At 59.4% G+C, this 25,528-nt stretch carries 21 protein-coding genes; 12 read left to right on the top strand and 9 right to left on the bottom strand.

The annotated features are described in order from the left end of the window. The first annotated feature begins 36 nt into the window (after window positions 1-36). From VSQ83_RS04120 to guaA, 4 genes are all read left to right on the top strand, one after another. Entirely contained in the window at window positions 37-783 is a 747-nt protein-coding gene (locus VSQ83_RS04120) for a sulfite exporter TauE/SafE family protein (protein WP_133075942.1), read from the top strand. 85 nt (window positions 784-868) lie between these two features. Continuing rightward, complete coding sequence (locus tag VSQ83_RS04125; protein ID WP_326425389.1) at window positions 869-1,417, top strand: sugar ABC transporter ATPase; 549 nt, start codon at window positions 869-871, stop codon at window positions 1,415-1,417. 229 nt (window positions 1,418-1,646) lie between these two features. After that, window positions 1,647-3,116 (top strand): IMP dehydrogenase, encoded by a 1,470-nt coding sequence (gene guaB / locus VSQ83_RS04130; protein WP_133075940.1) that lies wholly within the window; start codon window positions 1,647-1,649, stop codon window positions 3,114-3,116. A 103-nt stretch (window positions 3,117-3,219) separates the two neighbouring features. Next, entirely contained in the window at window positions 3,220-4,797 is a 1,578-nt protein-coding gene (gene guaA, locus VSQ83_RS04135) for a glutamine-hydrolyzing GMP synthase (protein WP_019823631.1), read from the top strand. Window positions 4,798-4,902: 105 nt separating this feature from the next. Here the strand turns inward: guaA and VSQ83_RS04140 are convergent, their stop codons facing one another. Continuing rightward, window positions 4,903-5,214, bottom strand: a complete 312-nt coding sequence (locus VSQ83_RS04140) for a hypothetical protein (protein ID WP_219260856.1) — start codon at window positions 5,212-5,214, stop codon at window positions 4,903-4,905. 302 nt (window positions 5,215-5,516) lie between these two features. Here VSQ83_RS04140 and VSQ83_RS04145 point away from each other — a divergent pair, with 302 nt between their 5' ends. Continuing rightward, complete coding sequence (locus VSQ83_RS04145; RefSeq protein WP_219260854.1) at window positions 5,517-6,173, top strand: serine protease; 657 nt, start codon at window positions 5,517-5,519, stop codon at window positions 6,171-6,173. A gap of 54 nt (window positions 6,174-6,227) precedes the next feature. Here VSQ83_RS04145 and treR read toward each other — a convergent pair whose 3' ends face one another. Further along, complete coding sequence (gene treR, locus VSQ83_RS04150) at window positions 6,228-6,935, bottom strand: trehalose operon repressor (RefSeq protein ID WP_219260853.1); 708 nt, start codon at window positions 6,933-6,935, stop codon at window positions 6,228-6,230. Between the two features lie 206 nt (window positions 6,936-7,141). On the opposite strand from treR, the gene treP reads away from it, so the two are divergent. From treP to tadA, 7 genes are all read left to right on the top strand, one after another. Continuing rightward, window positions 7,142-8,584: a PTS system trehalose-specific EIIBC component gene (gene treP, locus VSQ83_RS04155; protein WP_326425393.1), complete on the top strand. Its 1,443-nt coding sequence runs from the start codon at window positions 7,142-7,144 to the stop codon at window positions 8,582-8,584. A gap of 102 nt (window positions 8,585-8,686) precedes the next feature. Next, window positions 8,687-10,333: an alpha,alpha-phosphotrehalase gene (gene treC, locus VSQ83_RS04160; RefSeq protein WP_326425395.1), complete on the top strand. Its 1,647-nt coding sequence runs from the start codon at window positions 8,687-8,689 to the stop codon at window positions 10,331-10,333. Window positions 10,334-10,389: 56 nt separating this feature from the next. Beyond that, window positions 10,390-11,613 carry a maltoporin gene (locus VSQ83_RS04165; RefSeq protein WP_326425397.1) on the top strand — a complete coding sequence of 408 codons (1,224 nt, stop codon included), beginning with the start codon at window positions 10,390-10,392 and terminating at the stop codon, window positions 11,611-11,613. 59 nt (window positions 11,614-11,672) lie between these two features. Next, window positions 11,673-14,204, top strand: a complete 2,532-nt coding sequence (ptsP, locus tag VSQ83_RS04170) for a phosphoenolpyruvate--protein phosphotransferase (RefSeq protein WP_326425399.1) — start codon at window positions 11,673-11,675, stop codon at window positions 14,202-14,204. A 2-nt stretch (window positions 14,205-14,206) separates the two neighbouring features. Continuing rightward, window positions 14,207-14,482 carry a PTS glucose transporter subunit IIB gene (locus tag VSQ83_RS04175; RefSeq protein WP_326425401.1) on the top strand — a complete coding sequence of 92 codons (276 nt, stop codon included), beginning with the start codon at window positions 14,207-14,209 and terminating at the stop codon, window positions 14,480-14,482. 141 nt (window positions 14,483-14,623) lie between these two features. After that, the gene (locus VSQ83_RS04180) at window positions 14,624-16,000 is read left to right on the top strand and encodes a multicopper oxidase family protein (RefSeq protein ID WP_326425402.1); all 1,377 of its coding nucleotides are present in this window, start codon (window positions 14,624-14,626) and stop codon (window positions 15,998-16,000) included. Further along, window positions 16,000-16,497: a tRNA adenosine(34) deaminase TadA gene (gene tadA, locus VSQ83_RS04185; RefSeq protein WP_219260844.1), complete on the top strand. Its 498-nt coding sequence runs from the start codon at window positions 16,000-16,002 to the stop codon at window positions 16,495-16,497. The genes VSQ83_RS04180 and tadA overlap by 1 nt, the downstream gene beginning before the upstream one ends. 175 nt (window positions 16,498-16,672) lie before the next feature. Here the strand turns inward: tadA and cmoB are convergent, their stop codons facing one another. The 7 genes from cmoB to VSQ83_RS04220 form a co-directional block, all read right to left on the bottom strand. Further along, window positions 16,673-17,629 (bottom strand): tRNA 5-methoxyuridine(34)/uridine 5-oxyacetic acid(34) synthase CmoB, encoded by a 957-nt coding sequence (gene cmoB / locus VSQ83_RS04190; RefSeq protein WP_133075929.1) that lies wholly within the window; start codon window positions 17,627-17,629, stop codon window positions 16,673-16,675. Further along, a complete protein-coding gene (gene cmoA, locus VSQ83_RS04195; RefSeq protein WP_133075928.1) occupies window positions 17,626-18,369 on the bottom strand; it encodes a carboxy-S-adenosyl-L-methionine synthase CmoA in 744 nt (247 codons plus the stop codon). The genes cmoB and cmoA overlap by 4 nt, the downstream gene beginning before the upstream one ends. Before the next feature lie 84 nt (window positions 18,370-18,453). Next, on the bottom strand, window positions 18,454-19,089 hold the full coding sequence (locus tag VSQ83_RS04200; protein ID WP_326425405.1) for a lysoplasmalogenase: 636 nt from the start codon (window positions 19,087-19,089) through the stop codon (window positions 18,454-18,456). A gap of 1 nt (window position 19,090) precedes the next feature. Further along, complete coding sequence (locus tag VSQ83_RS04205) at window positions 19,091-19,483, bottom strand: protease inhibitor I42 family protein (RefSeq protein WP_219260839.1); 393 nt, start codon at window positions 19,481-19,483, stop codon at window positions 19,091-19,093. A 75-nt stretch (window positions 19,484-19,558) separates the two neighbouring features. Continuing rightward, window positions 19,559-20,053 (bottom strand): hypothetical protein, encoded by a 495-nt coding sequence (locus tag VSQ83_RS04210; RefSeq protein WP_326425407.1) that lies wholly within the window; start codon window positions 20,051-20,053, stop codon window positions 19,559-19,561. Between the two features lie 243 nt (window positions 20,054-20,296). After that, window positions 20,297-22,726: an endopeptidase La gene (gene lon, locus VSQ83_RS04215; protein WP_326425409.1), complete on the bottom strand. Its 2,430-nt coding sequence runs from the start codon at window positions 22,724-22,726 to the stop codon at window positions 20,297-20,299. Window positions 22,727-23,029: 303 nt separating this feature from the next. Next, window positions 23,030-25,447: a glucose/quinate/shikimate family membrane-bound PQQ-dependent dehydrogenase gene (locus VSQ83_RS04220; protein WP_219260835.1), complete on the bottom strand. Its 2,418-nt coding sequence runs from the start codon at window positions 25,445-25,447 to the stop codon at window positions 23,030-23,032. Window positions 25,448-25,528: the final 81 nt, after the last annotated feature.

Genomic DNA, 25,528 nt, shown 5'->3' on the forward strand with positions numbered 1-25,528 from the left:
TAAAGTCCGCGCACAAAAATACAAGGATGCAGTGCAATGGATTTGCCTTTTACGGGTAGCGAGTGGGTGTTGCTGGAGCTGGCAATTGCGCTGGCGTATATCGTGTTTGGCGTGGCCGGGTTCGGCACCGCACTGGTGGCGGGGCCGCTGCTGATTCTGTGCCTGCCTTTGTCCAAAATCATCCCGTTGCTGGTGTTGCTGGATTTTGTCGCGGCATTTGGCAACTGGCTGCCTGCCCGGCGAGATGTGGCGCGCCCCGAGTTGTTGCGCTTGCTGCCTTGCATGGCGATCGGCTGCGTGGTCGGCGTGACATTTTTGCTTAGCCTCAAGTCAGACCTGTTGTTGCTGTTGATGGGGCTTTTTATCACCGCTTACGCCTTGTACAGCCTGGCGGTAAAGGTGAAACCGACACAGGTGGCAGCCGGCTGGGCCATCCCCACGGGTATCACGGGCGGCTTGTTCGGCGCCCTGTTTGGCAGTGGCGGCTTTTTGTATGCGCTGTACCTCAACGCGCGATTGCCCAAGGAAGCGGCGCGGGCGACCCAAAGTGCGTTGATCAGTTGCAGTACCGTGGTGCGCCTGAGCCTGTTTGTGATCGCAGGCGTATATGCCGACGGCGAGCTACTGTTGCTGGGTGCCTGCTTGTTGCCTGCCATGGCACTGGGGTTATGGGTCGGGCGTCGGCTGACGCGCAAATTGTCCCGTGAGGCTTTTGTGCGACTGGTGACGTGGCTGGTACTGGCCAGCGGGATTGCGCTGATTGCGCGCTATCTGAGCGCTTGACCTCGCGGTGTGAGGCTTTAAGCTGCGCGCCCGCTCCCACCGTTTCAGTGTGTTGCCCTTATCCCCACGTATATGTGCCGTCCCCATGAACTCGCAAAGCATCATCGTTCCCAAAATATCCACCTTGCCGGTGCATGAGCCCCGTGCCAGGGCCATCGTGCGCTGGCTGGTGCGCAAGAACATCATTGAAGAAGAACTGACCACGTGCGGACGTACGGGCAACGGCATGGCGTATGCCATCGCTCCGGGTGCCCGGGAGGTGGTGCTGCACCCTGAGGCGCTGCCATTTGGTCAGCCGGTCAATGGCCTGGAGATCATTACCAAGCGCTGCATCTACACCCCGTCCAAGGGCTTTCTCGAAGAAGCCGGCTGCGCCGAGTGCCGCAAGGAAGTGGGGGAGGCGTTGTTCGACAGTCTCGAAGACTGGATGCCGGGGCGAACCGACAATTTCATTTGCCCGTTGTGCGCCCATGAAGACGACATCAACGGCTTTCTGTTTTTGCAGCCGTGCGCGTTTTCCAACCTGGGCTTTATTTTCAACAACTGGGCCGAGGCGGGTTTCAAGCAAAGCTTCCTCGACGAGTTTGCCGACTGGCTTGATCAACCGGTGGCGTGGGTGCAGGTCGAGCTGTGAACCTGTAGTCGCTGCCGAAGGCTGCGAAGGGCATCGCGCGGCTTCCAGTTAACGGGTTGCTCCGCAACCCTTCGCAGTCTTCGGCAGCGACTACACGACTGTTTTTCTGCCTTCAAAGTCAGCTAATCATTGGCCCTTAGCGCAAAACTCTCTAAAGGTTTCCGTTGAGAGACTCAGGTGTTTTGAGTACAATGGCGCGCTTCCATTTTCCCGCTCGGGAGCCCCAGCGATGCTGCGTATCAGCCAAGAAGCACTCACATTCGATGACATCCTTCTCGTCCCCGGTTATTCCGAGGTTCTCCCGAACGAAGTCAGCCTAAAGACTCGTTTGACCCGTGGCATTGAACTGAATATTCCGCTGGTTTCCGCCGCAATGGACACCGTGACTGAAGCCCGTCTGGCAATCGCCATGGCTCAGGAAGGCGGTATCGGCATCATCCACAAGAACATGACCATCGAGCAGCAAGCTCACGAAGTTCGCAAGGTCAAGCGCTTCGAAGCCGGTGTGGTTAAAGAGCCCATCACCATCGAGGCTGATGCCACGGTACGTGAGCTGCTTGAACTGACCCGCCAGCACAACATCTCCGGCGTTCCTGTACTGCACAATGGCGACCTGGTCGGCATCGTGACGTCCCGTGACGTGCGCTTCGAAAACCGTCTGGAAGCTACCGTTCGTGACGTGATGACGCCTAAAGAACGTCTGGTCACGGTCAAGGAAGGCGCCGACAAGGAAGAAGCCCGCGAACTGCTGCACAAGCACCGCATCGAGCGCGTGCTGATCGTCGACGACAAATTTGCCCTCAAAGGCATGATGACCGTTAACGACATCGAAAAAGCCAAGGCTTACCCGCTGGCCAGCAAGGACGATCAAGGTCGTCTGCGCGTTGGCGCTGCGGTAGGTACCGGCAAGGACACCGCTGATCGTGTGGCCGCCCTCGTGGCTGCTGGCGTTGACGTGGTTGTTGTCGACACCGCTCACGGTCACTCCAAAGGCGTGATCGACCGCGTTCGTTGGGTCAAGCAGAACTTCCCTGAAGTTCAGGTGATCGGCGGCAACATCGCCACCGGCGCTGCTGCTCTGGCCCTGGCTGAAGCTGGCGCTGACGCGGTTAAAGTCGGTATCGGCCCAGGCTCGATCTGCACCACCCGTATCGTGGCCGGTGTAGGCGTTCCGCAAATCAGCGCGATTGCCAATGTTGCTGCTGCCCTTGAAGGCACTGGCGTACCGTTGATTGCTGACGGCGGCATCCGTTTCTCGGGTGACCTGTCCAAGGCCATCGTTGCCGGTGCGTCCTGCGTGATGATGGGTTCGATGTTTGCCGGTACTGAAGAAGCGCCGGGCGAGATCGAGTTGTACCAGGGCCGTTCGTACAAGGCCTACCGCGGCATGGGTTCGCTGGGTGCGATGTCGCAATCCCAGGGCTCCTCCGACCGTTACTTCCAGGACTCCTCCGCGGGTGCCGAGAAGCTGGTGCCGGAAGGCATCGAAGGTCGCGTGGCGTACAAGGGTTCGTTGACCGCAATCGTTCACCAACTGATGGGCGGTCTGCGTTCCTCGATGGGTTACACCGGCTGTGCCGACATCGAGCAAATGCGTACCAAACCCGAGTTCGTGCGCATCACCGGTGCCGGCATGGCTGAATCCCACGTCCACGACGTGCAGATCACCAAAGAAGCTCCAAACTATCGCGTAGGTTGATAGTGGTCGCACCCGGGCTCATGCACGGGTGCGATACGAATTAAGTCACCGGGGCTGTTTGATTCAGCCCCGTGTCGTTTCTGTAATTAATCGAGATTTTGTCATGGCCCTCGACATTCACGCTCACCGCATCCTGATTCTGGACTTCGGTTCCCAGTACACCCAGCTGATCGCCCGCCGCGTGCGCGAAATCGGCGTTTACTGCGAACTGCACCCGTTCGACATGGATGACGCAGCGATCCGCGAATTCGCACCCAAGGGGATTATCCTCGCCGGTGGCCCGGAATCCGTGCACGAAGCCGGCAGCCCTCGCGCGCCGCAAGCTGTATTCGACCTGGGCGTACCGGTTTTCGGTATCTGCTACGGCATGCAAACCATGGCTGAACAGCTGGGTGGCAAGGTTGAAGGTTCCGAGCTGCGTGAGTTTGGTTATGCCCGTGTAGACGTGGTCGGCAAAAGCCGCCTGCTGGACGGCATCGAAGACCATATCGACGCTGACGGCCTGTTCGGTCTGGACGTGTGGATGAGCCACGGTGACAAGGTCACCAAAATGCCATCCGACTTCCACGTTCTGGCCAGCACCCCAAGCTGCCCGATTGCTGGCATGTTCAGCGACGAGCGTGGCTACTACGGCGTGCAGTTCCACCCGGAAGTGACCCACACCAAGCAGGGCGGTCGCATCCTGTCGCGCTTTATCCTCGACATCTGCGGCTGCGAAGCCTTGTGGACGCCGTCGAAGATCGCGGAAGACGCCATTGCCAACATCCGTGCCCAGGTTGGCACCGACAACGTTTTGCTGGGTCTGTCCGGCGGCGTTGACTCCTCGGTGGTTGCAGCGTTGCTGCACAAGGCGATCGGCGATCAGCTGACGTGCGTATTCGTGGACAACGGCCTGCTGCGCCTGCACGAAGGTGAGCAAGTGATGGCCATGTTCGCCGAGAACATGGGTGTCAAAGTGATCCGTGCCAACGCGGCGGATCAGTTCCTGAACAACCTGGCTGGCGAAAGCGATCCAGAGAAGAAGCGCAAGATCATCGGCCGTACCTTCATCGACGTGTTCGATGCCGAATCCTGCAAGCTGGACAACATCAAGTACCTGGCCCAGGGCACCATCTACCCGGACGTGATCGAGTCGGCTGGCGCCAAGAGCGGCAAGGCTCACGTCATCAAGTCGCACCACAACGTGGGCGGCCTGCCGGACGAGATGAACCTCAAGCTGGTTGAGCCGTTGCGCGAACTGTTCAAGGACGAAGTCCGTCGTCTGGGCCTGGAACTGGGTCTGCCGTACGACATGGTCTACCGTCACCCGTTCCCGGGTCCGGGCCTGGGTGTACGTATCCTGGGTGAAGTGAAGAAGGAATACGCCGACATCCTGCGTCGTGCTGACCACATCTTCATCGAAGAACTGCGCAAGGCCGACTGGTATCACAAAGTCAGCCAGGCATTCGTGGTGTTCCAGCCGGTCAAGTCGGTTGGCGTTGTAGGCGATGGCCGTCGTTACGCCTGGGTTGTAGCCCTGCGTGCCGTAGAAACCATCGACTTCATGACCGCACGTTGGGCGCACCTGCCTTACGAGCTGCTTGAAACCGTCAGCGGCAGGATCATCAACGAAATCGAAGGCATCTCCCGCGTGACCTATGACGTGTCGAGCAAGCCGCCGGCAACGATTGAGTGGGAATGATTGGACGTCCGGCGCTGACCGGCACCAAGCAGCACTGAACACCCTGAAGCCCGCGTAATTGCGGGCTTTTGGCTTTTTGGGTCTGGCAATCCGTTGGCTGACGGGTTACCGACGGCCTTCGCACACCGGTGATTCGCCGATGCGTCCTTGCTTGCACAGGTCGAGATTATCCCTGCGCTTGAACCCTGCATCTTTCATGCAGTAGAACCGCGTCAGCACAACATCAATTGGCGACTTGTCGCCCACGCCATCAAGATTGGTATACCCGCAAGCACGCATGGCGTTGTCGACGCCCGATTGGGTTACCCCCTTTTTGTACCATTGCGTGTAGTCTCCTGGCGGCGGTTGAAAGCCCCTTCCCGTGCAACCAATCAGTAGCACAGCGCAAAAACCCAGCAGCAGGCTCCTCGTGAGCATGTCGTTATTCCTTATGGTTTGACCTGCATAAAGTGAGTGGCGCCGTCGGGTGAATCTCTCCAGAAAGGCTGCGCGTAGTCCTCCTCGATTCCGGCACATTTTCGGCGCCAATTATTTGAACTCCCTGGTTGCTCAAAAAGCAATTGGGCTTAGTTCGATTGATTCATACGCGTTATTAAATTGTCAGCCATAAGTAATACAGCGACCCACTAAAACAAGCAGTTAGGAGCGCTATTCTCTGTGCTGTCAAAATACTGACAATAACAGCCAGTTGCATTCTTCCTATAAGTCGGTGATTTATCATGATCAAGATCATGGCCTTCTTGTTAATAGGAGTTGTCACTGCAGGATGCAACGGATTCGTGAAGCCCGACTTGTCGGGGCCCGTTAATGACGCGTACTTTACGGTCTTTTCAGGCTTTCCCATGCCGTTTATGTACATGGCCTCGGCCGTGCAATGGAACGAGGAGTATGCCGTCACGACAGCGCACACTCCGTTTATCCCCAATGTCGCATACCGTTGTAGCACGCATTGCGATCTGGTCTTTATCAAGCACAAGGCAAGCGGCCACTTTCCATCCTGGCGGGCCCCGCGTGTGGGTGAAAGTATTACCGCAGTGGGGGTGAGCCCTTATCTGGTGACCACCACGGGCAAAGGCAAGGTGTATCAAACCCCCTTTCGCAATATCGAAGAGCATAGCGGTGATCTTTATGGCATCCACGACGCACCGCTGGTCAAGGGAATGTCGGGCGGGCCGGTCATCGCCAGTGACGGCAGCATTGTGGGTATCAATGAAGGGTTCTACTCGACCACATTGAACGATGTGATCACTCAGTCCGGCTTGAAAGGCGCGCAGAGGGTGAGCATCTTTATCCCGTATTCGATTATTCAGCGCGAGTGGCTGATGTTGCAGGCCCAGCTGGATGGCCCGCGTGGTTCGAAGTATGCGGTGAAGTAAATCCGGAGCACTTCGCCCTCTCTCTCAAAGGGAGAGGGTGAGGGCGGATTGGCTCTAGCGCCGTGCCACATCCGAAAAGTAGAACTTGTCCAGTGTATGCCGCGACTCGGTGTACTCGAACTGGCGCCCATCCTGCAGAAACGTCTGGTTGCTCACCACGATGACATGGCTCTGACCGTCCAGGTCCAGATGCTGCTGATCGTCCTTGCTGCGCGGCACCGCTTCGATGGTGCGCTGGGCATAGCTGATCTGCAGGTTCAGGGTTTGCTCGATGTAGGCATAAATCGAGTGCTGGGCAATGTCTGGATTGAGTCCCGGAATCAGGTCGCTCACGAAATGGTTGATGTCCAGGATCACCCGTTTGCCATCAATGCGGCGTACCCGTTTGATTCGGGTGATGAGGCTGCCTGCTTCCACATCAAGCTTTTCGCACAACCCACTCTCCAGTAGCGCAAATTGCGTGAATTCAACGACGTCCGTGCTGACGTTGTCGCCCAGGCGCGGGTAAGTTTCCTGGAAGCTGACAATGCCACCCAACTGAAACTCGATCGGGCTGGATGACAGCACAAAAGTGCCTTTGCCGTGGATCTTTTGCGCAAAACCGCGTTCCTGAAGTTGCTCGATGGCCTTGCGCACCGTGCCACGGCTGGCGTCATAACGGGCCATCAACTCGGCTTCGGATGGCAGGCGTGCGCCGCGGGCCAGGCGTTCAGTGGTAATGCTGGCAAGCAGATCGGTGTAGATCTGATTGTATTTAGTCATGGCGAGGGCTCTATGCCGTTGGGGCTCTGGGCCCGAACCTTAAGGGCAGGGGGTAGGCAGCGCAAGTGCAGACCCGGGGGAGCAAGTAAAAAAATGCAAACTCGTCTGTACCAGTTGTTGCTTTAACTCGTACAGACGAGTATTTTTCGCTTCGGCGTGCTGCCAAAACGACGCTCCATAATAAAAATTCAAGCGGAAGACAACGCATGAGCCACGACTATTCCAAGATCGCCAGCGAGTTGCTGCACAGCCTCGGTGGCGCCGATAACGTTGAGCAGGCCGCACACTGCGTCACGCGTTTGCGTCTGGCGCTCAAGGATCCAAGCCGGGTCGACAGCGCAACCCTTAACCAGATCGATCTGGTCAAAGGCTCCTTTTTTACCGGCGGCCTGTATCAAGTGGTGATCGGCCCCGGTGAAGTCGAAAAGGTCTATGCCGCCCTGCGGGAACAGACCGGCCTGGCCGCAGCCACCATCGCCGATGTCAAACAGACGGGCGCCGACAAGGCCAACGCCATGCAGCGTCTGGTGCGGGTGTTCTCCGATGTGTTCATGCCCATCCTCCCTGCACTGATCATTGCCGGCCTGTTGATGGGGGTTAACAACCTGCTGGGCGCCAAAGGCATGTTCATTGCCGACAAAACCCTGCTCGATGCCTACCCGTCACTGGACGGTGTATGGAGCCTGATCAACCTGATGGCCAACACGTCCTTTGTGTTCTTGCCTGCTTTGGTGGGCTGGTCGGCTGCCAAGCGTTTTGGTGGCAGCGAAATTCTCGGCATCGTGCTGGGCCTGATGCTGGTCCACCCCGACCTGCTCAATGCCTGGAACTACGGCAAGGCCGTGGCCGGGCTGGACGGTCAAAGCCTGCCGTACTTCAATATCCTGGGTCTGTTCCAGATCGAGAAGGTGGGCTACCAGGGGCAAATCCTGCCGATCCTGATGGCGGCGTATGTCATGAGCGTGATCGAGAAATGGCTGCGGGCGCGGGTACCCAATGCCATTCAACTGCTGGTCGTGCCCATCACCACCATCGTCATCACGGGCGTACTGGCGCTGGCAATCATTGGCCCGGTGACTCGCCACCTCGGAATCCTGATCACCGAAGGCGTGGTCATGCTGTTTGACCTGGCGCCGGTGCTCGGCGGGATGATTTTCGGCCTGCTGTACGCACCGCTGGTGATCACCGGCATGCACCACATGTTCCTTGCCGTTGACCTGCAACTGATTGCTACCCAGGGCGGAACGTTTATCTGGCCGATGATCGTCATGTCCAACCTGGCCCAGGGCAGCGCCGCGCTGGGCGTGTTCTACATGAGCCGCAATGTGCGTGAACGCAGCATGGCCTCGACCTCCGCGGTATCCGCGTATTTCGGCATCACCGAGCCGGCCATGTTCGGGATCAATCTGCGCTACAAATTCCCGTTTTATGCGGCGCTGATCGGTTCGGCCCTGGGCAGCATTTTCCTGTCGCTGAACAAGGTCCAGGCCTCGGCCATTGGCGTCGGTGGCTTGCCGGGCTTTATCTCGATCATTCCGCAGTACATCCCGATGTTTGTGATCGGCATGCTGGTGGCCATTGTCGTGCCGTTTGTCCTGACTTGCGCCCTGAGCCTGAAAATCATTCGTCCCGGTTATCGCGTCGTTTAAACCCCTATCCCGTAGTCGCTGCCGAAGGCTGCGAGCTGTCGAACTTTTACCGGCTCGCAGTCTTCGGCAGCGACTACAGAGCCCATTGAGCAGGATTCTTTTATGCAAGACTGGCAGCGCTCGGTGATCTATCAGATCTACCCAAAAAGCTTTTACAGCCACGCGGGCAACCCGACCGGTGACTTGCTGGGCGTGGTCGACAAGCTCGATTACCTGCAATGGCTGGGCGTTGACTACCTGTGGCTGACCCCGTTCCTGCGCTCGCCCCAGCGTGACAACGGCTATGACATCAGCGACTACTACGCCATCGACCCGAGCTACGGCAGCATGGCCGATTGCGAGTTGCTGATCAGCGAGGCCAAGGCCCGGGGCATCAAGCTGATGCTCGATATCGTGGTCAATCACACCTCCATTGAACACGAGTGGTTCCAGCAGGCGCGCAGCAGCCTCGACAACCCGTACCGCGACTATTACATCTGGCGCGACCAGCCGAACAACTGGGAATCCAAGTTCGGCGGCTCGGCCTGGGAATACGAGGCGCAAACCGGCCAGTACTTCCTGCATCTGTTTGATCATACCCAGGCCGACCTCAATTGGGACAACCCCAACGTGCGGGCGCAAGTGTACAAACTGATGTGCTTTTGGCGGGACAAGGGCGTGGGCGGATTTCGCCTGGACGTGATCAACCTGATCTCCAAGCCGGCTCACTTCCCCCAGGACAACAGCGACGGGCGCCGTTTCTACACCGACGGCCCGAAGGTGCACGAGTACTTGCAGGAGATGCACCGCGAAGTGTTCGAGGGCCACGATCTGGTCAGTGTCGGCGAGATGTCGTCCACCAGCCTTGAGCACTGCATCCGTTACTCGCGACCCGAGAGCAAAGAGCTGTCGATGACCTTCAATTTTCATCACCTGAAAGTCGATTACCCGAACATGCAGAAGTGGGTACGGGCCGATTTCGACTTTTTGCAGCTCAAGGGCATCCTCTCGGACTGGCAAGTCGGCATGCAGGAGGGCGGAGGGTGGAATGCCTTGTTCTGGTGTAATCATGACCAGCCGCGTGTGGTCTCGCGCTTTGGCGATGACGGTGAACACCGTGTGGTCTCAGCCAAGATGCTCGCCACCGCGCTGCATTGTTTGCAAGGCACGCCGTATGTGTATCAGGGCGAGGAGATTGGCATGACCAATCCCGGGTTCGAGGCTATCGAGCAGTACCGGGATGTGGAAACCCTGAACATCTATCGACTCAAGCGCGAAGCAGGCGTGTCTCACGATGAATGCATGGCCGCGATCAAGCAAAAGTCGCGGGACAACAGCCGCACTCCCATGCAATGGGATCACCAGGCGAATGCCGGTTTCAGCAGTGCCGAACCGTGGATCGGTATTCCCGCCAATGCGCACGCCATCAACGTTGAAGATCAGCTCAATGACCCGTCGTCGGTACTGCATCACTACCGGCACTTGATCGCCTTGCGCCGCGATGAGCCATTGCTGCAACACGGTGAGTATCGCCTGTTGTTGCCTGAGCACTCCCAGGTGTGGGCGTATCTGCGTCAGGGTGACGGCGAGTGTTTGCTGGTGATCAACAACTTCTACGGCACACCCTGCGCCATCGAACTGCCGCAAGGCGTGATTGACGCGGGCATGGACCAACGGCTGCTGGTCAGCAACTACGACGACTGCCCGGTGCGCAGTCACAGCATCTCGCTGCGCCCGTATGAGTCTTTCGTGCTGCACCTGAACACCTGAAGCTGGATTCCACAAAAATATGGCTTTAATCACATAAAAATAAAAAAGGTCGTCCCATGAAATCTTCACTCAACCACAGCATTTGCATCGCCAGCCTGTGCCTGCTGGCGCCACTGTCAGCCAGCGCACTGGAGTTCGCCGGTTACCTGCGCAGTGGCGTGGGCAACTCGCTCAATGGCGGCAAGCAGTCGTGCTTCAAACTGCCCGGTGCCGAGGCCAAATACCGGCTGGGCAATGAATGTGAGCAGTACGCCGAGCTTGAACTGCGCCAGGACGTGTACAGCTTCGACGACGGCTCGGTGCTGAGCGTCGATGGCATGGCTTCGTTGTACAACCAGTACGACCGTCAGCTGACTTTTCAGGGCGACAACGGGGCGGCTCGCCTGCCGCAGTTGTACGCGCAGTGGTCCAGCCTGCCGAGCCTCAACGGCGGCTCGCTGTGGGCCGGGCGTCGCTACTACAAGCGTAACGACATCCATATCTCTGACTTCTACTACTGGAACCAGAGCGCCACCGGTGCCGGTGTCGAAGACGTGCTCATCGGCGGCCTGAAATACAGCTACGCCCTGTCGCGCAAAGACAATCTCTACCAGGAAAACTACGTGACCCGTCACGACTTCAACGTGGCCGGTTTCAACACCAACCCCGGCGGCGAGCTGGAGTTGGGCCTCAGTTATCTGGACAAGCCCGAGCGCACCGACGCCCACAGCGGCTGGGCCATTACCGCGCAGCATGTACAGAGCGAGTTTCTGGGCGGCAAAAACAAGTTTGCCGTGCAGTATGGCGAAGGCTCCGGCACCGGGCTGGGTTACACCGGTGACTTTCGGCTGGATAACAGCAGCAAGCGCTATCGCATCGTCGAGTTTTTTGACTGGCAAGTGACGCCGCGTTTCGGCGGGCAGATCGAGGCGGTGTATCAGAAGGATTTTCGCCCTGACGGCGGCAATCAGGAATGGCTGTCCCTGGGGGTGCGCCCGGCCTACGCAATCAGCGAGCAGTTCAAGCTGGTCACCGAGCTGGGGCATGATCAGGTCAAGGCTGCGGACGGTACGCGCAAGCTGAGCAAGTTCACCTTCGCGCCTACCTGGTCGCCAAAGGGGCCGGGCTTCTGGACGCGTCCTGAAGTGCGCTTGTATTACACCTATGCCAGTTGGAACGCTGCCGCACAACGGGCGGCCAATGAGCTGGACGCGGGCTCGGCCTTGTCCGATACCGGCGCGTTCGGCACGGCGCGGCACGGCTCAAATGCCGGTTTGCAAGTCGAATACTGGTGGAAATAAGCGGGCTGTCGGAGCTCGCGCTCCATCGGCATTTAACCGAATCAACTGCAGGTGAAGTCATGGTCACATCCCAACAACTCCAATTGCTGGCGCCACTGTCCGGTGTGCTGATGGCGCTGGATAACGTGCCTGACCCGGTATTTGCCAGTCGCCTGATTGGCGACGGCCTGTGTATCGACCCAACGTCGCAGGTACTCTGCGCGCCGCTGGCCGGAGTGATCAGCAACCTGCAGCACACCGGGCACGCGGTCAGCATCACGGGCGACAATGGCGTGCAGGTATTGCTGCACATCGGGCTGGATACAGTGAGTCTGGGCGGCAAGGGGTTCACCGCGCTGGTCGAGGAAGGCCAGCAGGTGACTGCGGGACAGGCGCTGATTGAGTTCGATGCGGACTACATCGCGCTGCATGCCCGCAGCCTGTTGACGTTGATGCTGGTGGTGAGCGGCGAAACCTTTGTTTCTACGTGTTTAGGCCGCGAGCTGGTTGAAAGTGGCCAGCCGGTGTTGAGCGTGCAGCTGGCGCAGGCTGAAGCCGTGGCCGTGGCAGACGATTTGAGCACGGCCGCACACCGTTCAGCGCCCCAGGCCTTGCCCAATGCCAACGGCCTGCACGCCCGCCCCGCAGCGGTGTTCGCCCAGGCGGCGAAAGGCTTTGCGTCAACCATCCATCTGCACAAGCAGGGTGACAGCGCCAACGCCAAGTCGCTGATAGCGATCATGGCCTTGCAGACGGTGCACGGTGACAGTGTTTACCTCAGCGCCGCTGGCGCCGATGCCGATCAAGCCCTCAAGGTGTTGTCCGAGTTGCTGGCGTCCGGTTGCGGCGAGACGGTTGCGGCCCTGCCGGTCGAGCCGTCGCCAGCGGTCGCGTCTGAGCAGGCTGCAACCGATGTGTTGCGCGGGGTTTGCGCTTCACCGGGCTCGGCCTTCGGTCATGTGGTGCAGCTCAACGAAAGCGCGCTGCAGATTACGGAGTTCGCGCCGCATCCCGCCATCGAGCGCGACCATTTGGAGCAGGAGCTGGCAGAGGCCGCCCACGCGCTGAAAACCCTGTGTGACAACGCCCCGGGCAAGGCTCAGGCCGACATTTTCAAGGCGCATCAAGAGCTGCTTCAAGACCCGGGTTTGCTGGAGCAGGCGTTTGGGCTGATCGATCAGGGCAAGAGCGCAGCTTTCGCCTGGCAAAGCGCCACGCAGGCCACTTCGACACTGTTCAAGGGACTGGGCAGCCACTTGCTGGCCGAGCGCGCGCTGGATCTGGAAGACGTTGGCCAGCGGGTGCTCAAGCTCATGCTGGGCGTGCAGGACCATGCCCTGGAATTACCCGACCACGCCATCCTGATTGCCGAACAACTGACCCCATCACAGACCGCCTCGCTGGATACCCGCAAAGTGGCGGGCTTTGCCACCGTCGGCGGGGGCGCCACCAGCCATGTTGCGATTCTGGCCCGGGCGCTGGGCTTGCCCGCGATGTGCGGGATGCTGCCCCAGGTGCTGGCGCTGGCCAATGGCACCCCGGTCCTGCTCGATGCTGATCGGGCAGAGTTGCACCTGAACCCGGACCCTGAACGCATCCAGCAGCTCACTCTCCAGCGTGCCCGGCAGCACGAGCGTCAGCAACGGGACCTGCAACAGGCCACTTTGGCGGCCTGCACCCGGGACGGGCGGCATGTTGAGGTCAGCGCCAATATCGCGTCCCTGGCCGAGGCCGAGCAGGCTGTGGCCCTTGGAGCGCAAGGGGTGGGCTTGTTGCGGTCCGAATTTTTGTATCTGGAGCGCAGTAGCTCCCCCAGCCACGATGAGCAAGTAGCCACCTACAGCGCTATCGCCCGCACCGTGGGTACAGAACACAATCTGGTGGTGCGCACACTGGATGTGGGCGGCGACAAACCGCTGGCCTACGTACCGATGGAGCACGAGGCCAATCCATTCTTGGGCATGCGCGGGATTCGTTTGTGCCTGGAGCGTCCACACCTGCTGCGTGAACAGTTGAGCGCGATCCTGGCCAGTGCCGACCTGACACGGTTGCACATCATGTTGCCGATGGTCACCCAGTTGTCTGAACTGCGCATGGCCCGCCAGATGCTCGAAGAGCAGGCGCTGGCGCAGGGGATCAGCACACTGCCAAAGCTTGGGATCATGATCGAAGTGCCGGCGGCGGCCTTGATGGCGGATCTGTTTGCGCCGCTGGTCGACTTCTTCTCGATTGGCACCAACGACCTGACTCAGTACACCCTGGCGATGGACCGTGACCACCCGCGTCTGGCCAGCCAGGCGGACAGCCTGCATCCGGCGGTATTGCGCCTGATCGCCAGCACGGTCAAGGCCGCCCACGCTCATGGTAAATGGGTTGGCGTGTGCGGTGCGCTGGCCTCCGAGTCGCTGGCGGTGCCGGTGTTGCTGGGGCTGGGAGTTGATGAGTTGTCAGTGAGCGTGCCGCTGATTCCGACAATCAAGGCCCGGGTTCGCGAGCTTGAGTTCTCGGCGTGTCGAACTCTGGCCCAGCATGTGCTGGGGCTGGAAAGTGCCGATCAGGTGAGAGCGGCATTGCAATCACGGGTGCAGCCCATGACCGCGTTGGAGTACTGAACATGTTCGATAAAATGCAAAAAGCATTCTGGAAAGCCCTGACCCCTGATCTGGTGGCTGATGAACCAGGCCAGTCGGCATCGATTTTGGGCGAAGCCGTATTGGCGGCGCTCGGCGGTGCCCGTAACGTCAAGTCCGGGCGGCGGGTGGCCTTGACCCGTATCCGCGTGGAGCTGGCGGATGTCACGCGCATGGACCCACAGGCTCTGCGCGCTGCGGGCGTACCGGGGATCTTGAGCCTGCCGGGCGGTCTGGTGCATTTGGTGGTGGGGTTGTAAGCCCGCTCCCACAGGGTGTGTGTTTGCCTGGCAACTGTGACCCTTCGCCACCCCGCCCTTACTGTTTCGCAATTGCAGGTGTATCGTATTCGCCTTTTGCGGGCTTCACGCCCGCGCCGGATACGAGAGGTAGTTGAATCCATGTCCTTTACCCGTCGACAAATACTCGGTGGTTTGGCCGGCCTGGTAGTGGTGGGTGTTGGCGCAGGAGGCGCTTCGCGTTACTGGCTGGGCAAGGTGGCTGCCGAGAACGCAGGTCACGATTACGAACTGATTGCCGCGCCACTGGATGTCGAGCTGGTGCCCGGTCATCAGACCCAGGCCTGGGCCTTCGGCCCTTCGGCACCCGGTACCGAGTTGCGGGTACGGCAGGGCGAGTGGCTGCGGGTGCGGTTTATCAACCATCTGCCGGTCGCCACCACCATCCACTGGCACGGCATCCGCCTGCCGCTGGAAATGGACGGCGTGCCTTACGTCTCCCAATTGCCGGTACTGCCCGGTGAATATTTCGATTACAAGTTCCGTGTGCCGGATGCGGGCAGCTACTGGTATCACCCGCACGTCAACAGCAGCGAAGAGCTGGGTCGTGGCCTGGTCGGGCCACTGATCGTTGAAGAGCGCGAGCCCACCGGTTTCAAGCACGAACGCACCCTGAGCATCAAGAACTGGCATGTGGATGAAGAGGGCGGCTTCCTGCCGTTCAGCATTACCCGCGAAGCGGCGCGTGGCGGTACGGCCGGGCGACTGTCGACGATCAATGGCAGCCATGTGCCGACCATTGAGTTGCCGGCGGGGCAGATCACTCGCGTGCGCATCCTCAACCTCGACAACACGCTGACCTACCGCCTGAATATTCCCGGCGCCGAAGCCATGATCTATGCGCTGGACGGCAATCCCGTCGAGCCAAGGCCGTTGGGCAAGGATTACTGGCTGGGCCCCGGCATGCGTATTTGCCTGGGCATCAAGGCCCCGGCTGCGGGCGAGGAGCTTTCGTTGCGTGATGGCCCGGTACGCTTGGGCACCTTGCGTTCGGTCGCCAGCAATGACACGCCGACGCAGTGGCCGCCGGCATTGCCGGCCAACCCGATTGCCGAGCCCGACGTTGCCAGCGCCGAGAAGATCAACTTCAACTTTGAATGGGTCGGTTCGGTGTCCGAGGACCTGGGCCCCGATCAGCCACCCAGCTTGTGGCAGATCAATGGTGTTGCCTGGGACATCAAGGACAAGACCTGTGCCGACCGTCCCATTGCCAGGCTCAAACTGGGCCAGAGCTACATCTTTGAGCTCAAGAACATGACCCAGTACCAGCACCCGATCCATTTGCACGGCATGAGCTTCAAGGTGCTGGCGTCCAACCGCAAAAAGATCATTCCGTACTTCACCGACACTTACCTGTTGGGCAAAAACGAGCGTGCCCGCGTGGCGCTGGTGGCGGATAATCCCGGGGTGTGGATGTTCCACTGCCATGTGATTGACCACATGGAAACCGGCCTGATGGCCGCTATTGAGGTTTTCTGATGCGACAAGGGCGTCAACCCCAGATCATCGACCGCAGTCGCGATCAAGACTTTATGCGCGAAGCGCTGGCCCTGGCCGCCCAGGGAGCAGCGTTGGGCGAAGTGCCGGTGGGTGCGGTGCTGGTGCAAAACGGTGAAATTATCGGTCGCGGGTTCAATTGCCCGATCAGCGGCAGCGACCCCAGCGCCCATGCCGAGATGGTTGCCATCCGTGACGCCGCCACAGCCGTAAACAACTATCGGCTACCGGGCAGCACGCTGTACGTGACACTGGAGCCATGCAGCATGTGTGCGGGGTTGATCGTGCATTCGCGGGTGGCGCGGGTGGTGTATGGCGCGCTGGAGCCCAAGGCCGGGATTGTACAAAGTCAGGGGCAGTTCTTTACCCAGGGCTTTCTCAACCACCGGGTAGTGTTTGAAGGCGGAGTATTGGCGCAAGAGTGCGGGGCGGTCTTAAGCGAGTTCTTCAAGGCCAGAAGAGCCAAGCCGACATCGTAGTCATGTAGTCGCTGACGAGTAGTACGAGGCTGCGATCGGCGGCGAAGCCGTCGTAAAGTCAGGTAGCGCGGTGTTCCAGTTAATCCGCGCATTCAGGTTTTACGACGGCTGCATCGGAGTGCTGCATCAGGCCGATCGCAGCCTCGCTCCGCTCCTCAGCGACTACAGGTAGGGGTTACTTTTTGGCGATGATCACCGCCCGCATCGGCGCAGGCAGGCCTTCGATGGTTTTGCTGTGGTCGTTGGGGTCAAGGTAGTCGCTCAGTGACTGGAACTTCATCCACTCGGTCGCGCGCTGTTCCTCGACCGTGGTGACGCTCACGTCCACGCAGCGCACGTCGCTGAAACCAGCACGGCGCAGCCAGCGCTCAAGCGCCGGAATCGAAGGCAGGAACCACACGTTGCGCATCTGTGCGTAACGGTCTTCAGGCACCAGCACCTGATTCACATCGCCTTCAATCACCAGGGTCTCCAGCACCAGCTCACCGCCTTTGACCAGGCAGTCTTTCAATGCCAGCAAATGCTCGATGGGCGAACGACGATGGTAGAACACGCCCATGGAAAACACCGTGTCGAAGCCTTCGAGGTTCGGCGGCAGGTCTTCGAACGGGAAGGGCAAGTGCCACGCGGCCTCTTGCTGCAAGAATCGCTGTACAGCCTGGAACTGGCAGAAAAACAGCCAGTTGGGGTCAACTCCGATCACGCTGTGAGCACCGGCGCCGAGCATGCGCCACATGTAGTACCCATTGCCGCAACCCACATCGAGGATGCGCTTGTGCTTGAGGTCGATATGGGGTGCAACGCGTGACCATTTCCAGTCCGAGTGCCATTCGGTATCAACGTGCACTCCAAACAGGTCGAACGGGCCTTTGCGCCACGGCGACAGCCCCATCAGCGCCTGGCGCATCTGCGCACGGGTTTCGTCGTCGCAATCGGTGTCCAGGGTCAGGCCGTCAAGCAGGTCGACTTCACTGGGTTTGACGTTGGGCAACGCATCCAGCGCGCTTTGCCAGCGCTCCAGATCGCCGTGGCCTTTCTCCATTTTGACGTCGAGCTGGGCCTGCAGGGTGTTGGCCCATTCAGCCAATGGAGTGCCGGCCAGACGCCGGGCAAGTGGGGACAGATCAATCATGGCAAGGCAATCAACGAGGCAAAGTTAAGACACTGGAACCACGGCACGACTTTCGAGAACCCGGCCGCCAGCAGGCGTTCACGGTGTTCTTCGAGGCTATCGGGCTTCATGACGTTTTCGATGGCACTGCGCTTTTGCGCAATCTCCAGATCGCTGTAGCCATTGGCACGTTTGAAGGCAACGTGCAGCTCGGTCAACAGCGCGTGCTCTTCGGGATCACTGAAGCGCAGTTTTTCCGAGAGGATCAAGGCGCCGCCCGGCAGCAGCGACTGTCGAATCCGTCCAAGCAGCGCCAGGCGCTCATCGGGGGCGATAAATTGCAGGGTGAAATTCAGCGCAACCACTGACGCGGGCTCAAATTCCAGCGCCAGGATGTCACCTTCGATCACTTCAACGGGCAACAACTCCTGAAACATCGAGTTCTGCCCATTGAGGTATTCGCGACACCGCTCGACCATCGCCGCCGAGTTGTCTACCGCAATGACCTTGCAGCCTTCGGTGCGCACGTGTCGGCGCAGGGCCTGGGTCACCGCACCCAGCGAACTGCCCAGGTCGTACAGGACGCTGTTGGGCTGGGCAAATTGTGCCGCGAGCACGCCGAGGTTTTCGACAATCGTCGGGTAGCCGGGCACCGAGCGCTTGATCATGTCCGGGAACACCCGCACCACGTCTTCGTTGAAGGCGAAGTCCGGCACCTGTGCCAGGGGCTGGGCGAAAATACGGTCGGGTTCTTTGCTCACGGCGGTTCCGGCGATGGGAAATTTTAAAGGGGCGGCATTTTAGCCAAGTTAGCGCCCGGATGCGCGCTCTGTCTGATAAACCGTTCAGCGACTGCTCTGTGAATGCACTGAGGCGCCAATGCCCCATTGTCCGAGCCAGTAAGTGAGAATGATCAGGTAGGGCGCTGCGCTGAAAGGCAGCACAAAGCGGTCGATGCCGATCAGGCTGTCCGAGACCACGAACGCCACCGCGCCCGCGGCTGCCAGCCAGGCCGAGCGCCCGGGTACGTGTGTGCCCAGGCGGGCGAGGGCGCGCCACAGCATGGCGCTGATGGCCAGGGCGTAGACACACACCGGGATCAGCAAATCCCCAAGGCCCCTGGAGGCCATTACGGTCAATAAGCTGCCTCCGGCGAGCAGCGCCAGCCCCAAAGGCAACAAGGCCGGACGCCGGCAGTCCACAAGGTAGGCCTTGAGATAGGCCAGGTGGGCGAACAGAAACGCGCCCAGGCCAAACACAAACAGGTCCTGGGGCCATGCCAGCAGAATGTCACCCAGCAAGGAAAACAGCAGGCCGATGCTGATCCAGCGTCGATACGGGCTGGCCGGGGCGTCCTGGAGCCAGCCGAGCAGCATCAGCACGGGCACCGGTTTGCTCAGTAAACAGAGCAACGTGTCATGGGTGCTCAAACCGTAGAGGTAAGTGCCCGCGCCGATCACCGCCAGGATCAGCCAGGTCATATCAGTTCACCGTGATCGCGCAGTCGAATACGTGTGCGGGCTCGGCTTCGGGCTCCCATGGCTGTTGCGAGGTCAGGCGCAGGCGCCCGCTGCCTGCGGCAAACACCTGGAAGCGCCAGGTCGAGAGCCCGCCACTGCCCAGCAACTGGCCATCGTCGCTGCTTGTGTAGACCTCAGGGCCCAGGCTGCGCAGTACGCCGCCCGCGGAGTCCTGAATGGCCCAGCGATAACCGGTGGTGGGGTTGCTGGGCAGGGACACAATCAGATGCTGCCCTACGTGCAGTTGCTTGGGGCAATCACTTTGTGCTTCGACGGTAACGTTGTGTGCAGGCTGTTGAGCACAGGCCGCCAGCAGGCTGAGGCCGAGCAGAGGGATAAGGCGGGCAGAAAGCATTGAAGGCTCCGGTCAGACAAACTCAATGACTCAGCATAACCCATGACGGGGGCTGCGCCATTTGTCGGCTACCGGTCAGAGACAGGCATGGGGTGGGCTGATGGTGAAATCGCCACACATTTCCATGCTGTTGCCGTTGTGGTCCAGGCCTTCCATTGTGAACAGCCGTGCGCTGTAGCAACTCTCGACCACGCTCAGGTGCAAGGTGCCGACGTCGGCCTGGTTCAAGTGATAAACCTGGCGGCCATCGACTTCAATGCATTCGATGTAGGACATCGATTTGATGGGGCCGTGTTCGTCTTTTTTAAACCCATAAATGCCGGACTGGATATTGATGTCCAGGGTCAGGGACACAGCGCGATAGCGGGTTGAGCCGAAGTCATCGAACTCGGCCGTGATGACAATTTTCTTTTGGCTGCTGGCGAATGTCATTTCCTGGGCAGCAAAAGCCGGGCGGTCGAGCAACTCGGCCTTGAGCTCTCCCCGGGTTCTAGGGTTGAAAACCTTTTGCCCTGGTTCGTTCTGCCTGAGGACATCCGGATTTTCATACACAGGATGATGAAGTGGCATAGTCGGTTCCAGCGTTATTTTTGTGTGATTGGGCTCTATTAACGATAGAAAGTGTGCAGGTGTCTACTGTCAGAAATGACAGTAGACATGTCTAGAATAGATCTCACCGACGTGTTGCAGGCAAAAAATGTGGGAGCGGACTTGCTTGCGATGCAGGCAGCGTAGCTTGTCAGGCAAACCACGCTGCTGCCATCGCGAGCAAGCCCGCTCCCACCTGGGTCAGGCAGCTACAAAAAACAGCCTTTAAAACAGCACCTTGGCCACATCGGTAAAGCGCTTGGCAAAGTGCACGGTGATGCCTTCTTTCAGGTAATCGGGCAGTTCTTCAAAGTGACCGCGGTTAGGTTCGGGCAGGATCAGCTCGTTGATTTTTTGCCTGCGCGCCGCGATCACTTTTTCACGCACACCGCCGATCGGCAAAACATGCCCGGTCAGGGTCAGTTCGCCGGTCATGGCGATGCCTTTTTTCGGCGGCTGATTGCGCGCCAGTGACAGCAGGGCACTGGCCATGGTGACGCCTGCACTCGGGCCGTCTTTGGGCGTGGCGCCTTCAGGGACGTGCAAGTGCACAAATGCCTCATCGAAAAACTTGGGGTCGCCGCCAAACTGTTTCAGGTTGGAACTGATATAGCTGTAGGCGATTTCGGCAGACTCTTTCATCACTTCCCCCAGTTGCCCGGTCAGCTTGAAGCCGCGGTTGAGGGTGTGAATGCGGGTGGCCTCAATGGGTAATGTCGCGCCGCCCATGCTGGTCCAGGCCAGGCCGGTAATCACGCCGGTGCCGCTGATCACCTGCTCGTTACGGAACACCGGCATGCCCAGTGAAGCTTCGAGGTCTTTGGGGCCTATCTTGATCACAGCCTTCGGGTCTTCCAGCAACTTGACCACCGCCTTGCGCACCAGTTTGCCCAGCTGCTTTTCAAGCTGGCGCACCCCGGCTTCGCGGGCATAACCGTCGATCACTGCGCGCAGGGCACTGTCGCTGATGCTCAGGCTGTTTTTGGACACGCCCGCCTTCTCCAGCTGTTTTGGCCACAGGTGGCGCTTGGCGATCGCGACCTTTTCCTCAGTGATGTAGCCCGAGAGGCGAATGACTTCCATGCGGTCGAGCAACGGGCCGGGGATCGAGTCCAGGGTGTTGGCCGTACAGACGAACAGCACTTTGGACAGGTCCAGGCGCAGGTCCAGGTAATGATCGAGGAAATCGACGTTCTGTTCCGGGTCCAGGGTTTCAAGCAAGGCTGACGCCGGGTCGCCCTGGAAGCTTTGGCCCATCTTGTCGATTTCGTCGAGCATGATGACCGGGTTCATCACTTCAACATCCTTGAGCGCCTGCACCAGCTTGCCCGGCTGGGCGCCAATGTAGGTACGGCGATGGCCCTTGATCTCGGCCTCGTCACGCATGCCGCCGACGCTGAAACGGTAGAACGGGCGCCCCAGGGATTCGGCAATCGACTTGCCGACACTGGTTTTACCCACACCCGGCGGGCCTACCAGCAACACAATCGAACCGCTCACCGAGCCTTTGTAAGCGCCCACCGCCAGGAATTCGAGAATCCGGTTTTTGATGTCATCCAGCCCGGCATGGTGGGCATCAAGCACTTTGCGTGCGTGCTTTAGGTCGAGTTTGTCCTGGCCGAACACGCCCCACGGCACCGACGATGCCCAGTCCAGGTAGTTGCGGGTAACGGCGTATTCCGGCGACCCGGTTTCCAGGATCGACAGCTTGTTGAGTTCTTCATCGATGCGTTTTTGCGCCTGGGCCGGCAGCGTCTTGCCTTCAAGCCGCTGCTTGAACTGCTCGATATCGGCGCTGCGATCGTCCTTGGTCAGCCCCAGCTCCTGCTGGATCACCTTGAGTTGTTCCTTGAGGAAGAACTCGCGCTGATGTTCGCCGATCTTGAGGTTAACTTCGGCTGAAATCTCTTTTTGCAGCCGCGCGACTTCGACTTCCTTGCGCAGCATGGGCAGTACTTTTTCCATGCGCTTGAGCATGGGCACGCAATCGAGCACTTGCTGCAGCTCGTTGCCCGTGGCCGAAGTCAGCGCCGCCGCGAAGTCGGTCAGCGGCGACGGATCGTTGGGGCTGAAGCGGTTGAGGTAGTTTTTCAACTCTTCGCTGTACAGCGGGTTGAGCGGCAACAACTCTTTGATCGCATTGATCAGCGCCATGCCGTACGCCTTGACTTCGTCAGTGGGCTGCTTGGGCTGCTGCGGGTATTCAACTTCCACCAGATACGGCGGGCGGTGATGCTTGAGCCACATGCTGATGCGCACGCGGGTCAGGCCCTGGGCCACGAATTGCAATTTGCCGTTTTCGCGGCTGGCGTGATGAACCTTCACCAGCGTCCCGTATTCCGGAAGGCTTTTGGTGTCGAAATGGCGAGGATCTTCAGGTGGCGTGTCGACAAAAAACAGCGCCAGAGAGTGATGCGGTGACTTGCTGACCAATTCGAGGGTTTCAGCCCAAGGCTCTTCATTCACGATGACCGGCAAGACTTGTGCCGGGAAGAACGGGCGATTGTGAATCGGGATGATGTACACCTTGTCCGGCAGATTTTGCTCGGGCAATGCCAGCTCAGTCCCGCCTGAGTGGGGGTGGTGTTCGGATTCGGAGTGTTCTACATCGGTGTACTCAGTGGTGTTGTCCGGAAATTCTTGCTGGTCGCTCATGGGGCACCTGCACAATTGGGTATGGGTGTTAGATGGGGCGCAGTGCCAGTGGTTTCAATGGTGAACAGATTTTCATCGTCAATTGGCGTGTAGCCGCTGAGGAGCGAAGCGAGGCTGCGACGGGTTGCGCAGCGACCCTGTTTGAAGGTCCTTCGACCCTTATCGCAGCCTGCGGCAGCGACTACACGTGGTGTTCAAGGCTTGGAAAGGCATCATTCCGGGAGAGCGTTTTTAAGTGAAAAACGCCCACAAAAAAGGCGGCTATCGAGAGATAGCCGCCTTTCTTAAAACCCGCTGAAAAACTTACTCAGCCAGTTTGAACGCCATGACATAGTCACCTTTTTTGGTGCCCAGACCGCCATGACCGCCCGCCATGACCAGCACGTATTGGGTGCCGTCCTTGCCGGTGTAGGTCATTGGGGTGGTCTGGCCGCCAGCAGGCAGGCGACCTTCCCACAGCATTTTGCCATTGCTTACATCGTAAGCACGCAGGTACTGGTCAAGGGTACCGCTCAGGAAAGCTACGCCACCCGCCGTGGTGAATGTGCCACCCAGGCTTGGAACGCCCATCGACAGCGGAATTGGAACCGGCGAGCTGTCACGCACGGTGCCGTTCTTGTGTTTCCAGATCAGGTTGTTGTTGGTCAGGTCGACCGCAGCAACATAACCCCACGCCGGTGCCTGGCAAGGCAGGCCGAGTGGCGATAGCAGAGGCTCCAGGATCACGCCGTAAGGCGAACCTTTGTTCGGTTGAACGCCGGAAGTTTCGCCTTTGCGCGGGCCCATTGCAGCCACGTCGGCCTGCGGAACCAGCTTGGAGGTGAACGCCATGTAGCTCGGGTTCAGGAACGCGATCTGACGAACCGGGTCAACCGAAATGCCACCCCAGTCGAACACGCCGAAGTTGCCTGGATACACGATCGAACCTTGCAGCGATGGCGGGGTGTACATGCCGTCGTAACGCAGGGATTTGAACTGGATCCGGCACAGCATCTGGTCAAACGGGGTCACACCCCACATGTCACGCTCGGTCAGGACCGGCGGGATCATGTTCAGGTCCGAACGAGGCTGTGTCGGTGCGGTGTGGTCGCCTTCTACAGCGCCGCCAGGAGCCGGGATCTCGTTGATCGGCACGATGGCTTCGCCAGTGCGACGGTCAAGCACGTAGATGCTGCCTTGCTTGGTGGAGGCCAGCAGAGCCGGTTTCACGCCATCAGCGGTTTTGAGGTCCATCAGGGTCGGTTGACCACCCACGTCCATGTCCCACAGGTCATGGTGAGTGAGCGGACGGTACCAGCGGACTTTACCGGTGTTGATGTCCAGAGCGGTGATGCCAGCGGCATAGCGCTCGGAATCTTCGGTACGGTCGCCGCCGTACTGGTCAGGCGTCTGGTTGCCCATCGGCAGGTACAGCATGCCGAGGTCTTCGTCGACAGCGAACATCGACCACATGTTAGGCGAGTTACGGGTGTAGGTTTCGCCTTCAGCAATCGGTGTGGTTTTTTCCGGGTTGCCGCTGTCCCAGTTCCAGACCAGCTTGCCGGTACGTACGTCGTACGCACGGATCACGCCAGAAGGCTCGTCCGTGGAGATGTTGTCGGTCACGTGGCCGCCAATCACAACCAGGTCTTTGGTCACGGCAGGTGGCGAGGTGGAGTAGTAGCCACCGGGTGCGAAGTTACCGATGTTGTGACGCAGATCGACTGCGCCGTTCACACCGAAGTCTTCACACACTTTACCGGTGTCGGCGTTCAGTGCGATCAGGCGGGTGTCCGCAGTCGGCAGGAACAGGCGACGTGGGCACGAGTTGCTCGAAGTGGCAGCAGCAGGCTCGGCAGCGCTTTGTTCAGTGCTGGCTTTGGTGTAGGCGTTTTCGTCGTGATAAGTCACGCCGCGGCAGGTCATGTGTGCCCAACCTTTGAAGTTTTCAGCGTTCTGAGTGCTGATCTTCGGGTCGTAGCGCCAGATTTCCTTGCCGGTATCCGGGTCAAGGGCAATCACCTGGCTGTGGGGAGTACACACATACAGCATGCCGTTGACTTTCAGCGGGGTGTTCTCGGCGGTTGTTTCGCCGGGATCGCCTTCACCAGGAATGTCACCGGTGCGGAATGTCCAGGCTGGAACCAGCTTGTGGGCATTTTGCGGGGTGATTTCTTTGAGTGGCGAATAACGGTCGCCATAGGCGGTACGACCGTATGACTGCCAGTCACCTTCCGGCATGGCCGGTGCGGTGTTGGTCATGCCAGGTACGGCATCACGGTCCAGTTGGCCTTTGACTTCACCCGGGCTGGTGAACTGGCTGGCCAGTGCTGCCAGGCCTGCCAATACCACGGCAACGCTCAGCGCGCCGGTAGCCACAGGTGCCGACTGACCGCGCAGAACCGGGCGACGGAACCAAGGCAGCAGCAGAACGATACCGATGGCGAACCACACGGCCAGGCGTGGCACCAGTTGCCACCAGTCCAGACCGACTTCCATCAGTGCCCACACGGTGCTGGCGAACAATACCAGCGCGTACAGCGTCAGTGCCGCACGGCGCCCGGCAATCAGCAGCGCGCCCGACAAGCCAAAACCGATACCGGCCAGCAGGTAGTACCACGACCCGCCCAACGTGATCAGTTTGATACCCCCGGCCAACATGGCCAGGCCCATTAGCAGCAGCAAGATACCGAGAAGGCTCGGTAGCAGGCGGCTTCGACTGAAAGCACCATCAGTGCTCATAGTGTGGTTCTCCGTTACGTTAGAGGTGTTCCCGCGAGGGTGTGTCTTGAAAGGACGAACCGGCGCGGGAGTGAATCAGCT

It is taken from the genome of Pseudomonas sp. DSV-1, from assembly GCF_035830915.1.
In the GTDB taxonomy this organism is placed as follows: Bacteria; Pseudomonadota; Gammaproteobacteria; order Pseudomonadales; family Pseudomonadaceae; genus Aquipseudomonas.